Raw genomic sequence first — 22,059 nt, 5'->3', positions numbered from 1 at the left:
CCGCGGCCTAGCGTGTCTCAGCCAGTACCGCGCGCACGCGCGACGCCAGGGTATCCACGTTGAACGGCTTGCCGATCAGCTGTACGCCCGGGGCGATCACCCCATCGCGCTCCAGCGCGTTGCGGCTGTAGCCAGTGGTGAACAGCACCTTGAGATCCGGTCGGCGACGCAGGGCCTCGTCGGCCAGCTCGCGTCCGTTGACCTCCGGCATCACCACATCGGTGAAAAGCAGCGCGATGTCCGCATGCTGGTCAAGCAACACCAGCGCCGCGGCCGCGCCATCGGCGGCCAGCACGTCATAGCCCAGTGCAGTGAGCGCTTCCACCGAGAACTGCCGCACGGTCGGCTCGTCTTCCACTACCAGGATCAGCTCGCGGCTGCCTGCGGGCATCCGAAGCCCGGCCGGTGCCGCAGGCGCCACCGGCGCCACCTCGGCCACCAGTCGGGGCAGGTAGAGTTTCACCGTGGTTCCCCGGCCGATTTCCGAGCACAGCTTCACGTGGCCGGCCGACTGTTTGACGAACCCATAGACCTGCGACAGCCCCAGCCCGGTGCCCTGACCGACCTGCTTGGTGGTGAAGAACGGATCGAAGGCCTTGGCCACCACCTCGGGTGACATGCCGCAGCCGTTATCGGCCACGGTGATGAGGATGTACTCGCCACGGGGCACCCCGGGGTGCTGCTCGGCGTTGCCGGCGTCGATCGTGCAGTTGGACGTCTCCACTGCCAGCCGCCCGCCACCGGGCATGGCGTCGCGCGCGTTGACCGCCAGGTTGAGGATGACGTTCTCCAGCTGATTGGCGTCGGCGAAGGCCAGCCACAGGTCGGCGGCCAGCAGGGTTTCCAGCCGGATCGTGCCCCCGAGCGAGTGCACGAACAGGTCGGACATGCCCGACACCAGCCGGTTGGCATCCACCGGCACCGGCTGCAGCGGCTGCTGGCGGGAAAACGCGAGCAGGCGCTGGGTAAGCTGGGCGGCGCGGTTGGCGCCATCGATGGCCATGTCGATGTAACGGCTGACCAGCGGGTCGCTCTCGCCCAGGCGCAGCGACAGCAGGTCCAGCGGTCCGATCACGGACGCGAGCATGTTGTTGAAATCGTGCGCGATACCGCCGGTGAGCTGGCCTACCGCTTCCATCTTCTGGCTCTGCCGGAGCGCATCCTCGACCCGGGTGCGCTCGGCGACTTCCTCTGCCACCCGGATCTCAAGGTGCTCATTAAGTTCCTTCAGGCGGGCCTCGGCGGCTTTGCGCGCGGTGACCTCGATCGCCACGCCGACCACGCGCACGCAGCGGTCGCCCTCGAAGTGGCCACGGCCCTTCGCCGCGACCCAGCGCACCACGCCGTCCTCCTTGCCGATGGTGCGGTATTCCACATCGTAAAGCGCGCGTTGCGCAGGATCGGCGGCGGCCGCGAAGGCGGCGCTGGTGGCCTCGCGGTCGAGCGGATGCAGGCCGTTATAGAAATCGTCCAGGCGCACCGCAACATCGGGTGAGATGCCGAACATCGCCTTGGTGCGCGGCGGCCAGATCAGCACGTCGTGCACCAGGTCCACGTCCCAGAAGCCCATGTCACCGGCCTCGGTGGCGAAACGCAGCCGTTCCTCGCTTTCGGCCAGGGCGGCTTCGGCTGCCTTGCGCCCGGACAGGTCGAGCATCGCGCCGATCATGCGCACCGGCTCGCCCGCCGTGCCGCGCAGTACCGCGCCGCGGTCCAGCACGTCCGCGTAGCTGCCATCGTCGCGGCGGAAGCGGTACTCGCCGTACCAGATCGTGCCGCCGCCGTCGATCACGGTGTGAATGTCGGCATCAATGCGCGGGCGGTCGTCGGGATGGATGTGGTCGAGCCACCACTGCGCGTCGGTTTCCATCCGGTCGTGGCCGAACAGGTCGGCCAGCGCCTCGTTCCAGACAACCTGGCCATCGGCCATGCGCCAATCCCAGATCGCATCGTTGGTGGCGCGTGCCGCCAACCGGTAGCGCTCTTCGATCTCCCGGTGACGTGCTTCGGCGGCCTTGCGCTCGGTGATGTCCAGCGAGGTGCCGATCAGCCCCACCACGTTGCCGTCGGCATCGCGCAGTGGGGCCTTGGTCGAGAGCCAGTAGGCGCGACGGCCGTCGGGGAAGCTGATGTCCTCCTCCAGCTGCTGGGACTGGCCGGTGGCCATGATGCGTTCATCGGTGGCCATCACGGCAGCCGCCTGCACCGGGTCGTTGAGCAGTTCCGCATCGGTGCGCCCGACGTACTGCTCCGGCGGCAGCCCGATCAGCTCGGTCGTGCCGTGGTTGCCCATCAACAGCCGGCCTTGGCGGTCCTTGGCGTAGACCACGCCGGGGGCCGCGTCCAGGAAGGAGCGCAGCAACGTCTGCGCCTGGTCGCGCTCGGTCTCGATCAGGCGGCGTTCGTCGATATCGATCAGCACGCCCTGGAACCCGGTGGCGCGCCCCTGCGCATCCAGGTCGACCCGGCCGATGGCCTCGATCCATCGGTACTCGCCGTCGGCATTGCGCGCGCGGTACTGGTGCGCATAACGCCCGCCGCGCATGAGCGCATCGCTGATGGCCGCTGCCAGCTCCGCATGATCGTCAGGGTGTACCGCGGACAGCACCTGCTCCAGGCGCAGCTCGCGATGCGATGAGCCCGGCTCCAGCCCGAATGCGTGGGTCAGCGCGTCGTCCACGGTCAGCCGGTCGTGGGCGACGTCCCAGAACCAGGTGCCGACGATGGCGCCGGCGGCCAATGCCATCTTCACCCGCTCGCTGTCGCGCCCGCTGTGCTTGTCTGTGGGGTCGGTAACGTTCAAGGAAGTCTCGCGGGCGAAGGATGCAGACGCAGGCCGGGTAGATTATCCGATCGTGTGTGGAGGGCATGAAGGTGGCCGACGGCCGCAGGGGCGACCCGCTGAAGCCTTCATTCCGGATCGCCCAGCGCCGCGCGCCGCGCACGGAACACTTCCGGGGTCTGCGGCTTCACGAACAGTGCGACCAGTTCGGGGTACTCGTGCTTGACCGCCTGTTCGATGCGGGTGATGCACGCTTCGATCTGCGGGGTGGTGCGGTCGTCCTCGAATTCGGCACTCAGCATGGCCACGACCTGGTCCGGCCCCATCTGCATGGTGGTCACGCCGTTGGCCTTGCGCAGGTCGGCATCGGTGTTGGCCACCGCCATGATCCGTCGGGCCACGCTGGGGTGCGCCGGCTCACCGACCAGCAGGCCCTTGGTCTCGCGCGCCAGCAGGAAGGCGGTGAGTGCCAGTACGCCGGCGATGCACAGCGAGGCAACGCCGTCGAGGACAGGCATGTCCAGCCACTGCGCGGCGGCCAGGCCGATCGCCGCGAAGGCAAGGCCGAGCAGGGCGGCGCTGTCTTCGAGCAGCACGGTGAACGTGGACGGATCCTTGCTGCGCCGGAAGGCTTCGAAATAGCCCATCGCGCCCTTGGTGGCGCGGAATTCGCGCAGCGCCACCCACCACGAGCCACCTTCGAACAGGAACGAGATACCCAGCACCACGTAGCTCACCGTGTGGTTGGTGGCCGGTTCCGGGTTGCGGATGTGCTGGATCCCTTCGTACGCCGATACGCCCGCGCCGGCGGCGAACACCAGCAGCGCCACGATGAAGCTCCAGAAGTACAGCTCACGGCCATAGCCGAACGGGTGCACGGTGTCGGGCTTCTTGTCGGCGCGGTGCAGGCCGTACAGCAGCAGGAGTTCATTGGTGGTGTCGACCAGCGAGTGCACGCCCTCGCTGAGCATCGCCGAACTGCCGGAAAGCCCGGCGGCGACGAACTTGGCGATGGCGATGCACAGGTTGCCGACCAGCGCGGCGTAGACAACAAGACGGGAGCCGGACGGCTTGGCCATGGCGTGCCTTCCGAGTGCAGTGCGCTGCTTAGAAGCGGATGGTGACCATCGGCGCGCTGCGGCGCGTGGCGCTGTCGCGCAGCACCGGTGCCGGGGCGGTACTGGCATCGAGGCGTGCGTGGCTGATGGCCTGGTGCGAGCCGCACTGTTCGCAGCGGAACAGCGCGCCACCGGGCAGGTGGATCAGCTGGCTGGACCCGCATGAGGAGGTCGTACCGCAATTGCAGTCCACGGTCAGCGAGAGGATCCGCTCGACACTGCCGGACGCGGCGTAGTTGGCTTCGAAGGAGCGGACAACGAAGGAGGGGGCGTCGGGCATCGTCGGTCCGGCTGGGGGTGGGGTTGGAACGAGCATCCATGGACGGCCGTGATGGCCTCGTGCAGCACCCGGATTCGATCTGTGTATACTATCCCCCAGTATAGTTCTCTGGTCGCGTTTCCGTGCCGCATTCCCCGGAAGAAAAGAAGAAGGTCCTGGCCCGGGTGCGGCGCATCCGCGGCCAGTGCGATGCGCTGGACCGCGCGCTGGAAGCCGGCGCCGAGTGCGGGCCGGTGCTCCAGCAGATCGCCGCCATCCGTGGCGCCGTCAACGGGCTGATGTCCGAAGTGATGGAAGCCCACCTGCGCGAAGAATTCGGCCAGCCGGCGCAGTCCGATGCGCAGCGTGCCGAGCGCGTGCGCGACATGAGCGCGCTGATCCGTTCCTACCTGAAGTAGGCGCGCGTCCTGCCGCGCGCTGTCCCGTCCTGTCATCTGTCCTGGAGCCCTCCCCATGAAATCCCGTGCTGCCGTTGCCTTCGCCGCTGGCGAACCGCTCAAGATCGTCGAAATCGACGTCGCCCCGCCGCAGAAGGGCGAAGTGCTGGTGCGCATCACCCACACCGGGGTCTGCCACACCGATGCCTTCACCCTGTCCGGCGATGATCCGGAAGGCCTGTTCCCGGCCGTGCTCGGCCATGAAGGTGCCGGCATCGTGGTGGAAGTGGGCGAGGGCGTGACCAGCGTCAAGCCGGGCGACCACGTCATTCCGCTGTACACCGCAGAGTGCGGCGAATGCCTGTTCTGCAAGAGCGGTAAGACCAACCTGTGCGTGGCCGTGCGCGCCACCCAGGGCAAGGGCGTGATGCCCGATGGCACCACCCGCTTCTCCTACAACGGCCAGCCGATCTACCACTACATGGGCTGCTCGACCTTCAGCGAGTACACCGTGGTGGCCGAAGTCTCGCTGGCGAAGATCAATCCGGAGGCCAACCCCGAACACGTGTGCCTGCTGGGCTGTGGCGTCACCACCGGCATCGGCGCGGTGCACAACACCGCCAAGGTGCAGGAAGGCGATTCGGTGGCCGTGTTCGGGCTGGGCGGCATCGGCCTGGCAGTGATCCAGGGCGCACGCCAGGCCAAGGCCGGCCGCATCTTCGCCATCGATACCAACCCGTCCAAGTTCGAGCTGGCCAAGCAGTTCGGCGCCACCGACTGCATCAACCCCAAGGACTTCGACAAGCCGATCCAGCAGGTCATCGTCGAAATGACCACCTGGGGCGTGGACCACACCTTCGAATGCATCGGCAACGTCAACGTGATGCGCGCGGCGCTGGAATGCGCGCACCGTGGCTGGGGCCAGTCGGTGATCATCGGTGTGGCCGGCTCGGGCCAGGAAATTTCCACCCGCCCGTTCCAGCTGGTCACCGGCCGCTCGTGGAAGGGCACTGCCTTCGGTGGCGTCAAGGGCCGCAGCCAGCTGCCGGGCATGGTTGAAGATGCGATGAAGGGCGATATCGAACTGGCGCCGTTCGTCACCCACACCATGGGCCTGGAAGCGATCAACGAAGCCTTCGACCTGATGCATGAAGGCAAGTCGATCCGTTCGGTCGTCCACTACTGATCACGGCGGGAATGCCCATGGAACGCATCGAACACCGCGCCGCCTTCGGCGGTTGGCAGGACGTGTACCAGCACCGCTCGGCGGTGCTCAACTGCGAAATGAAGGTGGCCGTGTACCTGCCGCCGCAGGCGGCCACGCAGAAGCTGCCGGTGCTGTATTGGCTGAGCGGGCTGACCTGTACCGAGCAGAACTTCATCACCAAGGCCGGCGCGCAGCGGTACGCGGCGGAACATGGCGTGATCCTGGTCGCTCCCGATACCAGCCCGCGCGGCGATGATGTGGCCGATGCCGAGGGCTACGACCTGGGCAAGGGCGCGGGGTTCTACCTCAATGCCACCGAGCAGCCCTGGGCGGCGCACTACCGCATGCACGACTACATCGTCGACGAGCTGCCGGCGCTGATCGAGGCGCACCTGCCGGCCAGTGGCGCGCGCAGCATCAGCGGGCATTCGATGGGCGGCCACGGCGCGCTGGTGATCGCGCTGCGCAATCCGGGGCGCTACCGCAGCGTCTCGGCGTTCTCGCCGATCGTGGCCCCGACCCGGGTGCCTTGGGGGCAGAAGGCCTTCGGCGCGTACCTGGGCGAGGATCGCAGCGGCTGGGCGCAGTGGGATGCCAGCGAACTGGTGGCCACGGCCACCGAAAAGCTGCCGCTGCTGGTCGACCAGGGCGCAGGCGATGAGTTCCTGGACAGCCAGCTGCAGCCGCAGTGGCTGCAGGCTGCGTGCACCGCGGCAGGGCATCCGTTGCAACTGCGGATGCAGCCGGGGTATGACCACAGCTACTACTTCATCGGTACGTTCATTGGCGAGCACATCGCGTATCACGCCAAGGCGTTGTACGCCTGACGCTTACGCGTCCTCTTCTTCCGCCGCTTCGCGGCCCTGCTGGCGGATCAGCGCTTCTTCGCGCGCATCGTTGATGGCGTGGCGCACGCTGTCCAGGTCGATGGTGGATTCGTCGTGGACGAATTCACCGGTCAGCGGGCTGTCCGGCAGCAGGTCACCGGCCTCGAACAACGCCCACATCTCTTCGCCGTACCAGGTGTCCAGCAGCTCCGGGGCCGAACGCCCCAGGTAGGCGGTGAGGTTGTTGACGTCGCGCAGCAGCATGCTGCGCGCGGCGTTGTTGCCACCGGCGCTCACCACCTGCGGGAAGTCGATCACCACCGGGCCATCGGGGCCCACCAGCACGTTGTACGGCGACAGATCGCCGTGGATCAGGCCGCAGCACAGCATCAGGACCACCTGGCGCACCAGGATCCGGTGGAACTCACGGGCCTGGTCCGGCTCCAGTTCAACCTCGCCCAAGCGCGCGGCGGAGAAGCCTTCGGCATCGGTCACCAGCTCCATCACCAGCACGCCGTGGAAGTACCCATGCGGCTCGGGCACGCGCACGCCGGCATCGCGCAGCTGGTACAGCGCATCGACCTCGGTGTTCTTCCAGGCGGTTTCCTGCTGCTTGCGGCCGTACTTGCTGGCCTTGCCCACCGCGCGCGCCTCGCGGCTGCCCCGCACCTTGCGGCCTTCCTGGTACTGCACGCGCTGCTGGAAGCTGCGCTGGGCCATGTCCTTGTATACCTTGGCGCAGCGCACGTCGTCGCCGCTGCGTACGACGTACACGGCCGCTTCCTTGCCGCTCTTGAGCGGGCGCAGTACTTCGTCGATCACGCCGTCTTCGATCAGCGCCTGCAGGCTTTCGGGGGTCTTCACGTAATCTCGGTCAGGAGGGCGGCGCCAACGCGCCAACCGGCAAGGGAGGGCCGGCGATTCTCGCACCTTCGCGGCGGCCGGGCCAATTGCGCACCCCATCCCGGTTCAGCCACGCCGGCCGGGCAGGGCTCAGGGCAGGGCCTGCTCACCGCGCAGCACCGGGTAAGGATTGAGCGACTCGCCCTTCCACCACTGCTTCTCCGGGCCCAGCCGGTGGATCTCGAAGTGCAGGTGGGGGGCGTCCGGGCTGGCGTTGCCGGTATGCCCGACATAGCCGATCACGTCGCCGCGCTTGACCGCCTGCTTCTCGGCCAGCCCGTCGGCGTAGCGCTGCAGGTGGGCGTAGTAGTAGCAGTAGGTGCCGCCCGGCTCGAACTGGTACACGGTCAGCCCGCCGCGTTCGCTGTCGAACAGCTTCTCGATGGTGCCATCGGCCACCGCCAGCACCGGCGTGCCCTCGGCGGCCAGGATATCGATGGCATCGTGCACCCGGCCCTGGCTGCGCGCATCGGTAAAGGTGTCCTGCAGCTGCGCGGCCGTGATCCCCTGCACCGGCAACAGCAGCCCCGACGGGGCTGCGGCAGCGCCTGGCCCTGCCTGGCTGCCTTCGGCAGGTGCTGCAGGTGCAAGCGGATCCGCCCCGGGTGCGCCAGGCCCTGCCTGGCGGCTTTCAGCCACGGGCGCCGCGGCCACCGGCGCGGCCACCACCTGCGCCGCAGCCGCCTTCTCCGGGACATCATTCCCGGACGCCAGCAACCACCACCCGGCCACGCCAATCACCACACCCAGTGCCAGCAATCGCGTCAGCATCGTCGTTTACTCCTGCATCACCACGGGCACCGAGGCGTCCACCGCATCGGCCACCTGCAGCGCGTCCCAGTTGGTCATCCGCACGCAGCCGTGCGATTCGGTCTTGCCCACGTGGCCCGGTTCGGGGGTGCCATGCAGGCCGTAATGCGGTTTGGAAATATCGATCCAGACCGGCCCCACCGGATTGTTCGGGCCGGGCGGCAGGGTGGCCTTGCGGTCGCCGGCCTTGGCATCCCAGAACAGCTTCGGGTTGTAGTGGAACGGCGGATCGCGCGAGATGCCCAGGATCTTCCACTCGCCGATCGGCAGCGGGTCGTGCTGGCTGCCCGACGACACCGGGAACTGCGCGTACACCTTGCCCTGCGCGTCATACAGGCGCAGCGTCGAATCGGACTTGTCGATGACCAGCCTGGCCGCCTTCGGCAGCGCGGCAGGGGCGATGTTCGGCACCTGGATCGTGCTGCCGGCCTTGCCCAGGTCCACGCCCGGGTTGAGCGCCTGCAGCAGCTTGGGATCGGCATGGAAGCGCTCGCCGAGTGCCTCGCCTACCGAGGTGAAGCCCATTGCCTTGAGCTTGGCCTGCTCGGCAGGCTGCTTCGGAATCGGCTGGAAGGGACCCGCCACGTCTTCGGCGGTGAGGGTGTAGCTGGCCAGGGGCGGCGTGCTGTCCGGCTGCAGTGCCTGCCAGGTGGCGTCGTCCAGCTCGCCGGTCACCTTCAGCCCGCGCGCGGCCTGGAAGCCGGCCACCGCGCGCTTCTGGTTGGAGCCCACCATGCCGTCGATCTGTCCCGGCGAAAAGTGCGCCCGGTCCAGCAGCACCTGCGCATGCAGGTCCGAGCGCGGGCCGGTGGCCACGCCGCCGTCTTCAGCGATGGGCGCGGGCAGGGTAGCCGGTGTCTGTGCCAGTGCCGGGGTTGCGGCGGCCAGGGCAAGGGCAAGCAGGGAAGCGGAAGCAGGCAGGCGCAGCGGCATCGAATACTCCAGGGCAGGTTCAACCCCACCATGCCGGAGCGCGCTGCACAGGCCCTGTGAAATGCCTGACGGGCAGCTGACCGGCAACGCGATGTGGTGGCGTCGCCGGTCGGGTCGGTTTTTACCGGACGTCGCGCAGTTCCCAGTGGTGGCCGGCGAGCAGGCGCAGCCGCTCCTTCAGCACATCGCTGTTGATGGTGGTGCTGACCACCAGGTTGATGCGCAGGTCCTTCTGCTCACCCGTCACGGTCGCATTCGGGTCGGTTGCACCCCACTGCGGCTCGACGGCATCGGGATCCGGCTGCTTGGCGCGCCAGCGGTCGAACAGGCCCGTGGTGCGCAGCGCGGCCTGCAGCTCCTCGGCGAAGCCGCCGGCGCTCTGCGAACGGAAAGAAAGATCGGCGTCGTTGCCGTGTGCCTTGGAAGGGTCCGGCAGGCTGATGAAATACTGCGACATGGTGGTCTCCGTTGAATGCGCCAAGGCTGGCAGATGCGCGGTGGAATCGGTGTGCAGAAACCGGCCGCTGGTCTGCTGGCTCAGGCGCTGAAGGTATGCGGTTCGTCGGCAAAACCAATCGTGACCGCGCCCTTGCCCACGTTGACCATGCCGGTCAGGCTCATCACCGATTCGTACACGTCCACCCCGTGCGCCTTGCAGGTCTCGCGCAGGCTGGCATAGCCCGGCAGCGCCTGCAGGTCGGCCAGTTCGCCGCCATAGCTCACGCACACCGTGGGCGTCATCAGGCCGCCCTTGACCCGCTGGCCGACGAAGTCGAACAGCTTCTGCACCGCGTTGTCGAAGCCCTTGATCTTGGCCACCGGGCCGGTGGTGCCGCGGTAGCCGTGCAGCACCGGTTTGATGTCCAGCGCGCTGCCCAGCGCCGCGCTGATCAGGCCCACGCTGCGGTCGCCCTTGTGGCGGGCGCGGGCGCGCATGTAATACAGGTCGCGGGTGACCATGTACCCGTGCACGTTCAAGGCCAGCTGCTCCAGCCGCTCGCGGATCTGCTGCACGCCGGCGCCGCTGTCGCGCAGGCGCACCGCTTCCACTGCAGTCACGCCCTGCGCGGCGAACAGGTTCTGGGTGTCCAGCACGCGCAGCGCGAACGGCGAGTTGTGGCCCGCTGCCTGGCGCACCGGCTTGTAGTCGTTGAGGATGGCGAAGCTGGCCTGCATCGCGTTGTCGTGGATCGGGCTGCGGGTCTTGGTGATCGTCATGCAGAACACATGGTCGTAATCGATCACCAGCTTGCCCAGGAACAGATCACGGATCTGCACCACGCTGAAGGGAATGGTTTCGGCCTCGGCGCCATGCTCGGCCACGTGGGCGTGCAGGAAACTCAGGGTGGCCTGTTCGTCGCGGTGGTCGGCCAGCACGGCCTCGCCAATCCGGACGGTGATGGGCAGCAGCACGATGTTGTGCTGCTGGATGAAGTCCTGCGGTAGATCACAGGCAGAGTCGACCACGATTCCGATGCGCATCCTGTTTGCCCCCTCCAGGCAGGGTGTCCGTTCGAAAGTGTGAAAGCTATCTCAAATCGCGTCCGGCTGCCTGACCACGCCGGTCAGCTTGGCCGGCTGCGCTCCACCGCCACCGGCAGCGTGTCGATCCGCTGCCATTCCGGCTGCTGCAGCAGACCGGGGTCGGCCAGCACCGCCGCCATCAGCGCGTGGCTTTCGTTGCCCCAGAACAGCTCGCCATCGATGGACAGGGTGGGGACCCCGAACACGCCCGCCGCGATAGCCGCCTCGGTGTTCTGGCGCAGCTGTTCCTTGACCGACGGCGCCGAGACGGCGGCCACGACGTCGCCCACGTCCAGCATTGCCGCCGGCAGGGCCAGGGCCTGTGGCGTATCGGCCGAGCGGCCGTCGCGCCAGATCCAGTTGAACAGGATGTCCACCGACGCCGGCGTGGCGTCCGCCGCCAGGCACAGGCGCAGGGCCGCCAGCGGGTTGAACGGGTGGCCGGGCGGGAAGCGCAGCGGCACGCCCTGCTGCTGCGCCTGCCACAGCACCTGGCGGTAGGTGAAGCGCCGCTTGGCCGGGATTTCGGCCGGGCCCAGGTTGCCCAGGTGGTGCAGCACCGCGCCCAGCGCGATCGGCACCGGGGTGATGCGCTCGAACTGCGGCAGCGTTTTCAGCTGCTGCCAGTGCAGGTAGGCGAACGGTGAGACGAAATCGAAGTACCAGCGCAGGGTCATGACGTTCCTTGGCGGTGCAGCCAGGCAGGGCCTGGCTCTACGGGTGGGTGAGCGGACCTTATCGCGAATACGCCCTGGGTTCGCGGGTGGCCGGGGCGGCGTAGCGGTCGCGCAGTTCGGTCTGGCGCGAGCGCATCTGCATGGCACGGCCCCCCAGCCAGACCTGCTCGGCGTAGTGGCCCACGTCCAGCGGGTCGCCTTCCCACAGCACCAGGTCGGCCAGCTTGCCCGGCTCGATGCTGCCCAGCGTGTCACCCACGCCCAGCACCTGCGCCGGTACCCGGGTCAGCCCGGCCAGGCCATCCTGCCAGGGCAGGCCGTTGGCCACGGCATTACCGGCCAGCTGCCGCATCTTGCGCGCGTTGTGCGAGGCATCGTCGCGCTGGGCGAAGCTGACCTGCACCCCGGCAGCGTGCAGCCGCGCGGCATTTTCCAGGGTCGCACCGAGCTGGTCGAAGCTGGTGGGCAGGTTGCCCAGCGCATCGACGAACACCGGCACCTTCGCCTGGGCCAACAGCGGCGCCACCCGCCACGCCTCGGCACCGCCGGCAATGGCGATGCTCACCTTCTCGCGCGCCGCCCAGCGCAGCAGCTGGCGGATGTCCGCCGCGCGGTCCACCTCCACCACCAGCCGCCCCTGGCCGGCCAGGTAGCGGGCCAGCGTGGCGCGGCCGGCGGGGGTGAGCAGGGCATGCGGCGAATCGACCGCTACCCGGTTGCGCGCTTCGCTCACCATCTGCTCCAGCAGCATCCACTGCGCCGCCCGCGAGCTGCCGGTGAGTTCGGCACCGGACGCGCCGAGCCGGATGAACAGCGCGCGCGGGCCGATCGGATCGGCACTGCCGTCCAGCCGCATCACCCCGCCCTGGCCGGCGATGAAGCTGCCACTGGTGTTGGCCCCCAGCGCGGTGAAGCCGATGCCGTCCAGCCGTGCCACCGGGATCAGTACCGAGGCCGGGTTGTAGGCCAGCGTCACGTCGAACTCGGGGCGCAGCGGCTGGTCTTCCAGCTTGAGGCCGCTGTCCACCGTGGTGGACTCACCGGACACTTCGTCGATGCCGATGTCGGTGATGCCGCCAAACAACGCCGGGGTGAGCGGGCGACCGTTGGCCTCCACCACGGTGGCGCCGGCCGGCGCGACCAGTCCGGTGCCCACGGCGCGGATCACGCCGCCCTGGACCAGCACATCGCCGTGCTCCAGGCTGCCGCGCGCGCTGGCGGTGTGTACGGTGGCATTGCGGATCAGCAGATCCTGCGCCCAGCTCGCCGGCGCGGCGCCAAGCAATGCCAGCACCAGCAGGCTGCGCTGCAGTACGCGGGTGCCGGTCATGGGCGTGCCTCCTGGCCGAGCATGAAGTCCGACAGTGGCTGCCGGCGCACGTCCTGGCGGTCGTAGACCTGGTGGCCGTCGATGTAGACCTTCTCGGCCAGCGCGTAGGAACTGAAGGGGCTGCCGTTCCACACCACCACATCGCCCATCTTGCCCACCTCCAGGCTGCCGGTCTGCTTCTCCACGCCCAGCGAGCGGGCGGCGTTGAAGGTCAGCCAACCGATGGCGCGCTCGGGCGCGATCTGCATGCCGGCGCGGCGCGCGTTGGCGATCACCTTGGCCGCCTCCTGGTTGAGCCGCTGGATGCCTTCGGGCGAATCCGAATGCACGATCGCGCAGCTGTTGGCCGGGCGGTCCACCAGCGCGATGTTTTCCTGGATGCCGTCGAAGGCTTCCATCTTGAAGCCCCACCAGTCGGCCCAGAGCGCACCGCAGACGCCTTCGGCCGCCAGCCGGTCGGCCAGCTTGTAGGCCTCCACGCCGTGGTGGAACGCGGCGATCTTGAAGCCGAACTCCTTGGACAGGTCCAGCATGGTGGCCATTTCATCGGCGCGGTAGCAGTGGATGTGCACGCGGATGTCGCCGTCGATGGCGCCGGCCAGCGTGTCCAGCTTCAGGTCGCGCTTGCCACCGGTATCGCCGGCGCTGTCGCCCTTGTCGCTGCCGCCGAACCAGCGCTTCTTCTTGACCTTCTTCGGGGCGTTCTTGGCCAGGTATTCGCTGGCGTCGATGAAGGCGGCGCGGTAGCCGGCCACGTTGCCCATGCGCGTACCCGGCGCAACGCCTTTGCCGCCGCCATACACCCGCTTGGGGTTTTCGCCGCAGGCCATCTTCAGGCCCCACGGCGCACCGGGGAACTTCATGGCCTGGTAGGTGGTGGCGGGAACGTTCTTCAAGGTCACCCCGCGCCCGCCGACCAGGTTGGCCGAGCCGGGCAGTACCTGCATCGAGGTCACCCCGCCGGCCAGCGCGGCGGCAAAGCCCGGGTCCTGCGGCCATACCGAATGCTCGGCCCACACGTTGGCGGTCACCGGTGCAGTCATTTCATTGCCATCCGCATGCGCGCCGACCCCGGGGCTGGGATACACGCCCAGGTGCGAATGCACGTCGATGATGCCGGGGGTGACCCACTTGCCGGTGCCATCGACCTGCACCGCGTTGGCCGGTGCCTCCAGCGCGCTGCCCAGCGCGGCGATGCGGCCATCGCGCAGCAGCAGGTCGGCCTGCTCCAGGCGCGCGCCGGTGCCGGTAAGCACGGTGGCGTTGCGGATCAGCACCGGCGCCGAGGCGATCGGCGCATAGGTGCTGGGGTAGGGGTCCTGGGTGAAGCGCGATGCTGCCGGCGCCGAAGGCGCAGCCAAGGTGAACAGCGCCAGGCCCAGCCCGGCGGTCAATCGTGTACGCATGTCATCCCCGATGCGGCGTGAAAGATCCCTCGCGACGCTAGCCGCTGGCCGGCGCGTTGCCAAGTGGCCAAGTGCATGCCCGGTCCGCCGCCCTCTTGCCAAGAAAACCATATCCAGATCGGTATCGAGGCGCTTAAGCTTATACGGCGCAACGGCAAGTCGGTCCGCCACCTGCGCGTTGACGAATGATGGTAATGGCATGGGTGGGCGCCGGGATGGCGCGCCGCCCGCAGGGGTAGTGAATGGACGTGGCGGCACAAGTAGTGGAATTCTGGCGCAACGCGGGACCGCAGCAGTGGTTCGCGCGCGATGACGCGTTCGATGCGCGTTTCCGCGACGCATTCCTCGACGAACACTTCGCTGCCGCTCGCCGTGCGCGCGAGCATTGGCTGGAAACGGCCGATGGCGCGCTGGCGCTGATGATCCTGCTCGACCAGTTCCCGCGCAACTGCTTCCGCGACACCGCCCATTCCTACGCCACCGACGGCCTGGCCCGCCACTACGCCATGCGCGCGGTGGAAGAAGGCCTGGACCTGCAGCTGGTGCCCAAGCTGCGCGCCTTCATCTACCTGCCGTTCGAGCATTCCGAAGACCCGCAGGACCAGGAACGTTCGGTCGCCATGTTCGACGTGCTGGGCGACAAGGAATACCTGCAGTATGCCGAACTGCACCGCGACATCATCCGCCGCTTCGGGCGCTTCCCGCACCGCAATGCGGTGCTGGGGCGGATGCCAACGCCGGAAGAACTGGACTACCTCGCCGAAGGCGGGTTCGCCGGCTGACAAAAAAACGCCGGCAATGCCGGCGTTTTTTCATCCATCGCGGTTGAACCTGCGATCAGTACTTCGGCACGCTGTTGTCCACCGCATCCGACCAGCCATCGATGCCGCCGGTGATGTTGTAGACCTTGCTGAAGCCCAGGGCACGGAACTGCTCCGCCGCCTGCGCGCTGCGGCCACCGTGGTGGCACAGGAACGCCAGCGGGGTGTCCTTGGGCAGGGCCTCCAGCTCGGCACGGTTGTTGCCGTCGAACGTCTTGAAATCGCCGCCAATCGACGCAATCGCACGCTCATCGGCCGGGCGCACATCCACCACGGTCAGGGTGCCGGCGCGGCGCTGGTCGTCGGCGTCGCGAACGGCCAGTTCCTGCACGGCCTTCGGTGCGTTCGGGTTGTCGATGGCCAGGCCCTTGCCACGGATGTCGTCCACCCAGTCGATGGTGATGCCCTCGGCGCGGCGCGCGCTGGCCAGGTCGAACTGCACGCGCAGGCCGTTGGATTCGGCGGCAATGGCGTTGTCGTCGTGCGGGGCCAGCTGGAAGTTCGGCTGGAAGCTGGCATCGATGCCCAGCTGCAGCGAGGCACCCGGTGCATCAGCCAGCGCACCGCGCAGCATTTCCACTGCGGCCGGGGTCACGGTGATGCGCGGCGGGGTACGGTCCGGCGCGGCCAGGCCCAGCACGCTGCTCAGCTCACCGCTGCTGGCCATCTGCAGGATGATGTCGCTGCCGCCCACCAGTTCGCTGTCGATGTACAGCTGCGGGATGGTCGGCCAGTCGCCGTAGGCCTTGATGCCTTCGCGGATTTCCGGGTCGGCCAGCACGTTGACGTGGGCAAACTCCACGCCCAGGTCCTGCAGCGCGCCCACGGCCTTGGCCGAGAACCCGCACTGCGGCATGGTCGGCTGGCCCTTCATGAACAGCACGACGCGGTTGGCGGTAAGAATGGATTCGATGCGCGAGCGCAGGGCGGGATCAAGGGACATGGTGGTCGGGTCCGGAGTTTCGAACCGTACATTCTACGCGGCATGGCATCATGGGGCATGACCGTACCGGAAACGTTGCATCGCATTCCCCGCCGCCCGTGGCGCTGGCTGCCCTGGCTGCTGCTGTCCCAGCTGGCGGTGGCGCTGGCTTGGTGGGCCTGGGGCTGGGCCATCGGGTTGCCGTTGATGGTGGCCTCGCACGCCCTGTTCCTGGTGCCGGTGTTCCTGCCCAACAGCCGCTTCTACGCCCCGGTGCTGAGCCACCTGCCGGCCCCGGCCGGAAACGTCTGGCTGACCATCGACGACGGCCCCTCGGAAGAGACCCCGGCGGTGCTGGACCTGCTGGACCGCTACCAGGCCAAGGCCACCTTCTTCATGGTCGGCGAGCGCGCCGCCGCCCGGCCGGAACGGGTGCGCCAGGTGCTGGCCCGGGGCCACGACCTGGGCAACCACAGCCACCGCCATCCGCAGACCCGCTTCTGGCGGCTCGGCCCGGCCGCCATGGCCGACGAGATCGCGCAGTGCCAGCAGACCCTGACCGGGATTGCCGGCACCCCGCCGCGCTGGTACCGCTCGGTGGTGGGCATGACCAACCCGTTCGTGGCACCCGCGTTGAAGCGCTGGGGCCTGACCCGGGTGGGCTGGAGCGCGCGCGGTTTCGACGGCGTGGACTGCCAGCCGCAGGCCGTGGTCGACCGCATCCTCGCCCAGCTGCGTCCGGGCGCGATCGTGCTGCTCCACGAAGGCGCCGCCCACGGCCATAACCTCGCGATCATCGAAGCGGTGTTGCAGGCCATCCAGGCCCGTGGCCTCAGTGCGGCGTTGCCTCTGCGTCCGCTGTCGGGTGCGCATCCACCCATTGCTGGTGAATCCAGCTCCCCAGCGACGCCTGCGCCCACAACAAGGTGATCGACAGCCCCAGCGCCAGCACGCCGGTGACCCGGCGGCGCTGGTGCTGCAGCGCGCTGCCGATGCCCAGCAGCAGGCCCACCACCGTGACGCCCAGCGCCACGAACAGCATCGCCAGCACCGCCACCGGCACCTCGTGCATGCCCGCATAGCGGGGCAGGTGGGCCACATGCGCGGTCACCGCGAACAACACCAACGCCACCAGGCTCACCACCAGCGCGGCGATGCCCAGCGCGGAATGGCGGGGGCGCGGCGTGTTCATGCCGGCTGTCCGCGTTCGGCGGTGACCAGCCAGTTGTTGAACGGCGTATTGCCGTACAGCGGCGTCATCTCCAACTGCAGCCCGGCGGCCTCCAGCGGTGCGCGCACACTGGCCGCATCGGGATAGTGCCGGGGGCGCGTTCCCATCCAGCCGACCAGATGCGCCAGCATGTCGGTGATCCGCGTCGTGCGGTCGCGCCCGCTGTTGTCGGCCAGCGTGGTGCGAATCACCAGCCGTCCGCCGGGGGCGACCCGTGCCGCCGCTTCACGCAACAGCAGCGGCTGTGCGTCGGCCGGCAGGTACTGCAGCACGTCCAACAGCGCCACGCTGCCGTGGTGGTCGGGCAGGGAAGCGCTGGCATCCACGCAGTCGAAGCGCGCATCGTGCAGGGCCGCGCGCGCGCCGGCGCGCTGTGCACGGGCAATCTTGTCCGCGTCGATATCCACGCCATGGTAGGGCTGCGTGCGCTGGTTCTGTCGCAGCACATGGGCCAGCAGGCCCAGCCCGCAGCCGATGTCCAGCAGCGGCAGCGAACAGGGCGCGAGCGCGCCGAGTACGCCCGGATACAGCGGGTCGCTGCCGAGCTTGCCCCGGCTGTAGTAGTAATCGCGGCGGTTGCCGAAGCGCCGCGCCGGCATGAAGGCATCGGCGATGCGGTGGGCCTGTTCCCTGGCCAGTGGTAACGCGTCCGTGCTCAGCGTGCTGCCTCATCATCCAGGTGGGCGCGAACGACCGGGAAGGCCCGGCGCGTCCACTCGGTATACATCGCCGCCGACGGGTGCAGGCCATCGTCGACCAGCATGTCAGGTTGCGCACCGCGTTCGCGGCTGATCGCGGTGATGTCCACGAACGCCACCGCGTGCTCGGCACAGATCGCCTGCGCCGCGGCATTGTAGGCATCCAGCTCGCGTGCGATCTGCGCCGGATCGCGGTTGTTGTCGCGCGCATACGGGGTCACGCCCCAGTCCGGAATGGACAGCACGAACACCCGCCGGCGCTGCTGCCCGGCAAAGCCGAGCGCGCGCTGCAGCAGGGCGGTGAAGCGCGGGCGGTACTCCTCCACGCTGCGGCCGCGGTACTGGTCGTTGACCCCGATCAGCAGGCTCACCAGCCCGAATGGCCCGGTCGGGGCCGCCGCATCGATGCCGGAATCCAGCTCGTCGGTGGTCCAGCCGGTGGTGGCGATGATCTGCGGCTCGGCCACCACGTGGCCGGCTTCCTGCAAGGCCGTCGCCAGCTGTACCGGCCAGCGTCCGGCCGGGGCCACGCCTTCACCGATGGTGTAGGAATCGCCCAGGGCCAGGTAGGACAGCGCCACCTCAGGCCACCGCGCTGCGCGGCTTGAGTGGCACCACCTTGGTATTGGCCTCGGCGCGGCGAGCCAGCGCCCGGTCGATGCGTGCGAACACATCGCGCATCACCTCGGCTTCCGGCAGCAGCGTCACCCGGAAATGGTGGCGGTAGGGCACGTTGAAGCTCGAACCCGGCACCACCAGCACGCCTTCCTCGTTCATCAGTTCCAGCGCGAAATCGTGGTCGTCGAAGCTGCGCGCGGCCGCGCCCACCACCGCCGGGAACGCGTACAGCGCGCCGGCCGGGGCCACCAGCGACAGATGCTCGCTGGCGTTGCAGGCCTCGATCACCGCACGGCGGGTTTCATACAGGCGGCCACCGGGGGCGCACAGCGCCGACACCGTGTCCGGCCCGTTCACCGCCGCATCGATGGCGTACTGGCCCGGCACGTTGGCGCACAGGCGCAGCGCGCTGAGCAGGTCCATCGCAGCGCGGAACTCGCCCAGCCGTTCGGCCGCACCGGACAGCATCGCCCAGCCCACGCGCCAGCCGCAGGCGCGGTGCACCTTGCTCAGGCCGCTGAAGGTGATGCAGGGGTGCTCGCCGGCCAGCGGGGCCACCGGCTGGAACCGCGCGTCGTCATACAGGATCTGGTCGTAGATCTCATCGACCATCAGCAGCAGGTTGTGCTTCGCGGCGATGGCCACGATGCGCTCCAGCAGCTCGCGCGAATAGCTGGCGCCGCTGGGGTTGTTCGGATTGATCAGCACGATCGCGCGGGTGCGCGAGGACACCAGCGTTTCGATTTCCACCGGGTCCGGCTGGAAGCCGTTCTCCGGCGCGCAGCGGTAGTACACCGGGCGGCCGTCGTTGAGGATGGTGGCCGCCGACCACAGCGGGTAGTCGGGCGAGGGCACCAGCACTTCGTCGCCCGGGTTGAGCAGGGCGCGCAGCGACAGGTCGATCAGCTCGCTCACCCCATTGCCGATGAACACCCGGTCCGGGTGCGCATCGGGTGCGCCACGGCGGGCGTATGCGGCGGCAATCGCCTCGCGCGCTTCGGGCAGGCCCTGCTGGTGGGTGTACGGATCGGTGCGGCCCATGTCGTCGGCAATGGCACGCTGGAGGTGTTCCGGCGCGCGGAACCCGAAGTTGCCGGGGTTACCGATGTTCAGCTTGATCAGCTTGCGGCCCTGGGCCTCCAGCTCACGCGCTCGCCGCGCCAGTTCGCCCCGGATCTCGTAGCGGACTTCGGACAGGCGCTCGCGGGTGGCAAGCGGCTTCAGCGGGGGCGTGGACATGACTGGGCCGTGGTTCGGGCATGGAAATCGCATACTAGCGGAAATGCTGCGTTGCAGGGCAAGGGCTCCGGGGCAAATTCCCAGTATTGGCGGGCAGTTGCCGCCGATGCCTCTAGAATGGGCGCATGAGCGAACCGATCGACTACCGCGCCCTGCAGACCATGGGCTGGCCCTGGGCAGGCGCCCCCGAACTGCCTACCTGGCAGGCCCTGTTCGAGCAGTTCCCCCAGGCCCGCCCGGGCCGGGTGGTGGAACAGCACCGTACCGGCTATGTGGTGGCCGATGCCCCGGGCGCGGCGATCAAGACTGAATCGCCCGCCGAATGGCAACGCCCGCGGTTCCCCAGCCACGAACGCGCGGCCGTGGGGGACTGGGTGCTGCTGGACGGCATCCTGATCGTGGCCCTGCTGCCCCGTCGCACCGCGATCAAGCGTGGCGCGGCCGGCGAGCACTACCACCAGCAGGTGATCGCGGCCAACATCGATACCGTGTTCATCGTCTGCGGGCTGGATGCGGACTTCAATCCGCGCCGGATCGAGCGCTACCTGATGCTGGTGGGCGGTGGCGGCGCGCAGCCGGTGGTGGTGCTGACCAAGGCCGACCAGACCGAATACAGCGAAGATGCACTGGCCGTGCTGGAAGAACTGGCTGCGCAGGACATCCCGCTGCTGGCCATCAACGGCCGCGACCCGGCCAGCGCCAGCGCACTGCTGCCGTGGCTCGGCGCCGGGCAGACCGTGGTGCTGGTCGGTTCCTCCGGTGCCGGCAAATCGACCCTGACCAACACGCTGCTCGGCTACGAGCTGATGAAGACCGCCGAAGTGCGGGGCAACGATTCCAAGGGGCGCCACACCACCACGCACCGCGCGCTGATTCCGATGCCGTCGGGCGCCTGCCTGATCGACACCCCCGGCATGCGTGAGCTCAAGCCCACCGGCGAAGAGGCGCTGGGCGAAGTGGGGTTCGCCGACGTGGAAGCGCTGGCCGCCCAGTGCCGCTTCCGCGATTGCGCCCACCAGCGTGAGCCGGGGTGTGCGGTGCGCGCGGCGATCGACTCCGGTGAGCTGGATGAAGAGCGGCTGCTCAACTACTTCAAGCTGAAGGATGAAGTGGCTGCTGCGGCCGCCAAGCTGGCGGTGCGCCAGGCCCAGCAGGCGCTGGAGCGCAAGCACGTGAGCAAGGGCGCGCAGTGGCGCCCGCCGGGCAAAAAGCGCTGAGGCGCATCGCCGCGCCTCGATTACCGGCCTCTGCTCCGGAACAGCAGGTTGTACTGAAGTCGGCGCGTGGCCCGTGCGGTCATGCGCTGGGCATCGGGATGCTGGGCATTGATGAGAACAATGGTCTCTTCCGGAGCGATCACCGACGGTAGTTCGATGATCGCGTGAGCGCCCTCGCTGTACCACGCAGATCCCGTGTTCACCGAGATCATGCCGTGTGGAATGGCGTCCCAACCTGCCGGCAGCGTGGCAGCGGAAGTAACACGTCGCGCCGCCCAGACATCATCCGGTACGTCGATCTCGATGACGTACTTGTTCAGCGGCAGGCCGTTGTCATCGATGTGCGCGGCGGTCTCCAGGACCGCCATGGCGAGACTGGGGGCCGCATACACCACCTTCTCGCCAGGCCGGTTCCAGCGGCCCGGCGAAAAGGCGGCGCCGGTGCCGCTGAAGTCGTCGGGCGCCCACGCAGGCCCTGTCGAGCCAATGCGGGCCAGCTTCATTGATAGGCGCCGCTCTGGATGGCCCCCAGCACCCGCATCACCGACGCACGGCCGGTGGGCGTATCCATCACGTCGGCCGGCGCCAGGCCACCCAGCGCAGGTTGCGGCCGCTGGATCCACTCGCCGACCCATTTTTCGACGTCGAAGCCACGCGCCTGTTCGTTGTCGCGTTCGGCCGCGAGCATGTCTTCCACGCGGTTGATCAATTCCATCAACCCCACGACAGACTGCCCGGTGGTGCCCGCGAACAGGGACTTGTCCCGCATCTTCTTGGTAAAGGTGGCTTTGGGAATGCGCACGAAGGTCTGGAATTCGGTACTGCTGTCGAATATCTCATCGATCAGGCCCTTCACCACCTGGTAGGGCACGCCTTCGCGTTCGATCTGCACGCGCTCGGCAAGTGGTGCGGTGCGCAGCAGGGCCCGGAACGAATCCAGCTTCACCGGCAGTTTGAATTTCACGGTTGTCGCATCGCGCACAACCTGCGCGGAACGGGGTTCTTTCAGGGGTCCGATGGCGTACGACTCCATCTTGGCCGACGCGGGGGCACGCTTGCTGGCGGCAGACATCGTCATCTCCTCTGGCTACCAATAGTCCAACTATAGGCCAAGAGTGCTCCATCCGCACCTGGCCGCC

24 protein-coding genes and 1 pseudogene are annotated in these 22,059 nt (G+C 68.3%); 7 read left to right on the top strand and 18 right to left on the bottom strand.

Going from position 1 to position 22,059, the window contains the following annotated elements; all coding sequences use genetic code 11:
• Positions 1-7: 7 nt before the first annotated feature.
• From V9K91_RS01630 to V9K91_RS01620, 3 genes are all read right to left on the bottom strand, one after another.
• Complete coding sequence (locus V9K91_RS01630; protein ID WP_249833087.1) at positions 8-2,803, bottom strand: PAS domain-containing protein; 2,796 nt, start codon at positions 2,801-2,803, stop codon at positions 8-10.
• A gap of 107 nt (positions 2,804-2,910) precedes the next feature.
• Positions 2,911-3,861: a cation diffusion facilitator family transporter gene (locus V9K91_RS01625; protein ID WP_249833086.1), complete on the bottom strand. Its 951-nt coding sequence runs from the start codon at positions 3,859-3,861 to the stop codon at positions 2,911-2,913.
• A 28-nt stretch (positions 3,862-3,889) separates the two neighbouring features.
• Positions 3,890-4,180, bottom strand: coding sequence for a hypothetical protein (locus V9K91_RS01620; RefSeq protein WP_217538555.1), 291 nt, complete (start codon positions 4,178-4,180; stop codon positions 3,890-3,892).
• A gap of 122 nt (positions 4,181-4,302) precedes the next feature.
• Here V9K91_RS01620 and frmR point away from each other — a divergent pair, with 122 nt between their 5' ends.
• The 3 genes from frmR to fghA are packed head-to-tail and all read left to right on the top strand — an operon-like array spanning position 4,303 to position 6,591.
• Complete coding sequence (gene frmR / locus V9K91_RS01615) at positions 4,303-4,578, top strand: formaldehyde-responsive transcriptional repressor FrmR (RefSeq protein WP_068853984.1); 276 nt, start codon at positions 4,303-4,305, stop codon at positions 4,576-4,578.
• A gap of 55 nt (positions 4,579-4,633) precedes the next feature.
• On the top strand, positions 4,634-5,743 hold the full coding sequence (locus V9K91_RS01610) for an S-(hydroxymethyl)glutathione dehydrogenase/class III alcohol dehydrogenase (RefSeq protein ID WP_093533569.1): 1,110 nt from the start codon (positions 4,634-4,636) through the stop codon (positions 5,741-5,743).
• A 17-nt stretch (positions 5,744-5,760) separates the two neighbouring features.
• A complete protein-coding gene (gene fghA, locus V9K91_RS01605) occupies positions 5,761-6,591 on the top strand; it encodes an S-formylglutathione hydrolase (protein WP_306987553.1) in 831 nt (276 codons plus the stop codon).
• A gap of 3 nt (positions 6,592-6,594) precedes the next feature.
• On the opposite strand, the gene V9K91_RS01600 is transcribed toward fghA, so the two are convergent.
• From V9K91_RS01600 to V9K91_RS01565, 8 genes are all read right to left on the bottom strand, one after another.
• On the bottom strand, positions 6,595-7,455 hold the full coding sequence (locus V9K91_RS01600; protein ID WP_068853981.1) for a PA4780 family RIO1-like protein kinase: 861 nt from the start codon (positions 7,453-7,455) through the stop codon (positions 6,595-6,597).
• 129 nt (positions 7,456-7,584) lie between these two features.
• Complete coding sequence (locus tag V9K91_RS01595) at positions 7,585-8,265, bottom strand: M23 family metallopeptidase (protein ID WP_336442592.1); 681 nt, start codon at positions 8,263-8,265, stop codon at positions 7,585-7,587.
• A gap of 6 nt (positions 8,266-8,271) precedes the next feature.
• Complete coding sequence (locus V9K91_RS01590; RefSeq protein ID WP_336442591.1) at positions 8,272-9,237, bottom strand: L,D-transpeptidase family protein; 966 nt, start codon at positions 9,235-9,237, stop codon at positions 8,272-8,274.
• Positions 9,238-9,358: 121 nt separating this feature from the next.
• Entirely contained in the window at positions 9,359-9,694 is a 336-nt protein-coding gene (locus V9K91_RS01585) for a hypothetical protein (RefSeq protein ID WP_093533574.1), read from the bottom strand.
• Between the two features lie 80 nt (positions 9,695-9,774).
• On the bottom strand, positions 9,775-10,719 hold the full coding sequence (locus V9K91_RS01580) for a DegV family protein (RefSeq protein WP_068853977.1): 945 nt from the start codon (positions 10,717-10,719) through the stop codon (positions 9,775-9,777).
• An 83-nt stretch (positions 10,720-10,802) separates the two neighbouring features.
• Complete coding sequence (locus V9K91_RS01575) at positions 10,803-11,438, bottom strand: DsbA family protein (RefSeq protein ID WP_306987559.1); 636 nt, start codon at positions 11,436-11,438, stop codon at positions 10,803-10,805.
• Positions 11,439-11,496: 58 nt separating this feature from the next.
• The gene (locus V9K91_RS01570; protein WP_306987561.1) at positions 11,497-12,768 is read right to left on the bottom strand and encodes an amidohydrolase family protein; all 1,272 of its coding nucleotides are present in this window, start codon (positions 12,766-12,768) and stop codon (positions 11,497-11,499) included.
• The gene (locus tag V9K91_RS01565) at positions 12,765-14,174 is read right to left on the bottom strand and encodes an amidohydrolase (RefSeq protein ID WP_336442590.1); all 1,410 of its coding nucleotides are present in this window, start codon (positions 14,172-14,174) and stop codon (positions 12,765-12,767) included. Before V9K91_RS01565 ends, V9K91_RS01570 begins: the two co-directional genes overlap by 4 nt.
• Positions 14,175-14,276: 102 nt before the next feature.
• Here V9K91_RS01565 and V9K91_RS01560 point away from each other — a divergent pair.
• Positions 14,277-14,363: pseudogene (locus V9K91_RS01560) on the top strand (AMP nucleosidase); the annotation flags it as partial.
• A 53-nt stretch (positions 14,364-14,416) separates the two neighbouring features.
• Positions 14,417-14,956 carry a DUF924 family protein gene (locus V9K91_RS01555; protein WP_093533578.1) on the top strand — a complete coding sequence of 180 codons (540 nt, stop codon included), beginning with the start codon at positions 14,417-14,419 and terminating at the stop codon, positions 14,954-14,956.
• 55 nt (positions 14,957-15,011) lie between these two features.
• Here V9K91_RS01555 and grxD read toward each other — a convergent pair whose 3' ends face one another.
• Positions 15,012-15,938, bottom strand: a complete 927-nt coding sequence (gene grxD / locus V9K91_RS01550) for a Grx4 family monothiol glutaredoxin (RefSeq protein ID WP_336442589.1) — start codon at positions 15,936-15,938, stop codon at positions 15,012-15,014.
• Positions 15,939-15,995: 57 nt separating this feature from the next.
• Here grxD and V9K91_RS01545 point away from each other — a divergent pair, with 57 nt between their 5' ends.
• Positions 15,996-16,847, top strand: a complete 852-nt coding sequence (locus tag V9K91_RS01545) for a polysaccharide deacetylase family protein (protein ID WP_336442588.1) — start codon at positions 15,996-15,998, stop codon at positions 16,845-16,847.
• On the opposite strand, the gene V9K91_RS01540 is transcribed toward V9K91_RS01545, so the two are convergent.
• The 4 genes from V9K91_RS01540 to V9K91_RS01525 are packed head-to-tail and all read right to left on the bottom strand — an operon-like array spanning position 16,750 to position 19,703.
• On the bottom strand, positions 16,750-17,109 hold the full coding sequence (locus tag V9K91_RS01540; protein ID WP_068853971.1) for a hypothetical protein: 360 nt from the start codon (positions 17,107-17,109) through the stop codon (positions 16,750-16,752). The genes V9K91_RS01545 and V9K91_RS01540 overlap by 98 nt on opposite strands.
• Positions 17,106-17,747, bottom strand: coding sequence for a methyltransferase domain-containing protein (locus V9K91_RS01535; RefSeq protein WP_336442587.1), 642 nt, complete (start codon positions 17,745-17,747; stop codon positions 17,106-17,108). Before V9K91_RS01535 ends, V9K91_RS01540 begins: the two co-directional genes overlap by 4 nt.
• A gap of 56 nt (positions 17,748-17,803) precedes the next feature.
• Entirely contained in the window at positions 17,804-18,427 is a 624-nt protein-coding gene (locus V9K91_RS01530) for an SGNH/GDSL hydrolase family protein (protein ID WP_336442586.1), read from the bottom strand.
• A gap of 1 nt (position 18,428) precedes the next feature.
• Complete coding sequence (locus tag V9K91_RS01525) at positions 18,429-19,703, bottom strand: pyridoxal phosphate-dependent aminotransferase (RefSeq protein WP_068853968.1); 1,275 nt, start codon at positions 19,701-19,703, stop codon at positions 18,429-18,431.
• 125 nt (positions 19,704-19,828) lie between these two features.
• Here V9K91_RS01525 and rsgA point away from each other — a divergent pair, with 125 nt between their 5' ends.
• The gene (rsgA, locus tag V9K91_RS01520) at positions 19,829-20,920 is read left to right on the top strand and encodes a ribosome small subunit-dependent GTPase A (protein WP_336442585.1); all 1,092 of its coding nucleotides are present in this window, start codon (positions 19,829-19,831) and stop codon (positions 20,918-20,920) included.
• A 20-nt stretch (positions 20,921-20,940) separates the two neighbouring features.
• Here rsgA and V9K91_RS01515 read toward each other — a convergent pair whose 3' ends face one another.
• Positions 20,941-21,423, bottom strand: a complete 483-nt coding sequence (locus V9K91_RS01515; protein ID WP_336442584.1) for an RES domain-containing protein — start codon at positions 21,421-21,423, stop codon at positions 20,941-20,943.
• Positions 21,420-21,884, bottom strand: a complete 465-nt coding sequence (locus V9K91_RS01510) for an antitoxin Xre/MbcA/ParS toxin-binding domain-containing protein (RefSeq protein ID WP_176472588.1) — start codon at positions 21,882-21,884, stop codon at positions 21,420-21,422. The genes V9K91_RS01515 and V9K91_RS01510 overlap by 4 nt, the downstream gene beginning before the upstream one ends.
• Positions 21,885-22,059: the final 175 nt, after the last annotated feature.

Source organism: Stenotrophomonas sp. CCNWLW57 (assembly GCF_037203925.1).
Lineage (GTDB): Bacteria > Pseudomonadota > Gammaproteobacteria > Xanthomonadales > Xanthomonadaceae > Stenotrophomonas > Stenotrophomonas rhizophila_A.
The sequence above is the reverse complement of the archived record's forward strand: the minus strand, read 5'-3'. Positions and strand labels throughout refer to the sequence as shown.